Origin of the sequence: Mesorhizobium sp. M7A.F.Ca.ET.027.03.2.1 (assembly GCF_003999175.1) — a bacterium.
In the GTDB taxonomy this organism is placed as follows: domain Bacteria; phylum Pseudomonadota; class Alphaproteobacteria; order Rhizobiales; family Rhizobiaceae; genus Mesorhizobium.
The window spans coordinates 1-831 of the sequence record NZ_RZOM01001619.1 but is presented as its reverse complement, the minus strand read 5'-3'; the positions used below and the strand labels follow the sequence as shown (position 1 = coordinate 831).

The 831-nt window shown below is 67.4% G+C and carries 1 protein-coding gene and 1 pseudogene; one reads left to right on the top strand and one right to left on the bottom strand.

Annotated features, from left to right (window positions below; genetic code table 11):
- Window positions 1-286: pseudogene (locus tag EN750_RS36860) on the bottom strand (MFS transporter); the annotation flags it as partial.
- A gap of 254 nt (window positions 287-540) precedes the next feature.
- On the opposite strand from EN750_RS36860, the gene EN750_RS36855 reads away from it, so the two are divergent.
- Window positions 541-831, top strand: a 291-nt coding sequence (locus EN750_RS36855) for a trimethylamine methyltransferase family protein (RefSeq protein ID WP_189526777.1), incomplete at its 3' end; no start/stop codon positions are given.

The window sequence follows — 831 nt, the reverse complement described above, 5'->3', positions numbered from 1 at the left end:
GGAAGCAGAGCGCGCCGATCAGCGAGCAGCCGACCGCCAGATTGCGTGCACCGACAAGCCGCACAGCCGCGGGCACGAAAGAAGCCGAAAGGATCAGCCCGAGCGGCATCATCGCCGCCGACAAGCCGATCAGCGCTGGCGACATGCCTTGTTTCTGCATCAGCAGCGTGAACAGCGGCGAACTCAACCCCTGCGCCGCGCCGAACATCGCAAGTGCCGCGGTGACGCCGGCAAGCGCTGCCCACTGCGTTCCTGCTTCGCCTTCGTTCGAGCCGGTCGCAACCATGCTGCCATCCATGTGAATTGCTGGCCATCCGGCCGGCAAGCCCGAGTAGCTATCGGTTCGATCCAGGCAAAGGAAGGGCCGCCCGGCGAAATCCGCTTGCGCCAACGAGGCGGCGGGATCAGGCCGATGTCGTGGCCGCGCAACTGCCGTTCCGGCATGTCGCTTCCCTCGCCCTAGTGGTCGCCGCCTCCGCAATGGCTGGACAGCCGCCGGTCCATTATGCCGCCCGCTATCGCATCCTACGAGGACCATTCATGACCGCCGCCCTACAACCCTCAGAACCGGCATTGGCCACCGACCGCGCCCGTCGCGGCGGCCGCGCCGGAAAGCGCGCCGGCGGCTCGGCCGCGTTCGAGCAGCCGGCTTTCCGCCAGCTGAAAAACCCGCTGACGCCGACTAGGCTGGTCTCCGACGACGAGCTGGAATCGATCCACCTCGCCTCCCTGCGCGTGCTCAGGGAAATCGGCGTCGACGTGCTGCATGACGAGGCCCGCAGCATCATGAAGGCGCATGGCGCCGATGTGCGCGACGGCAGCGAGCGGGTG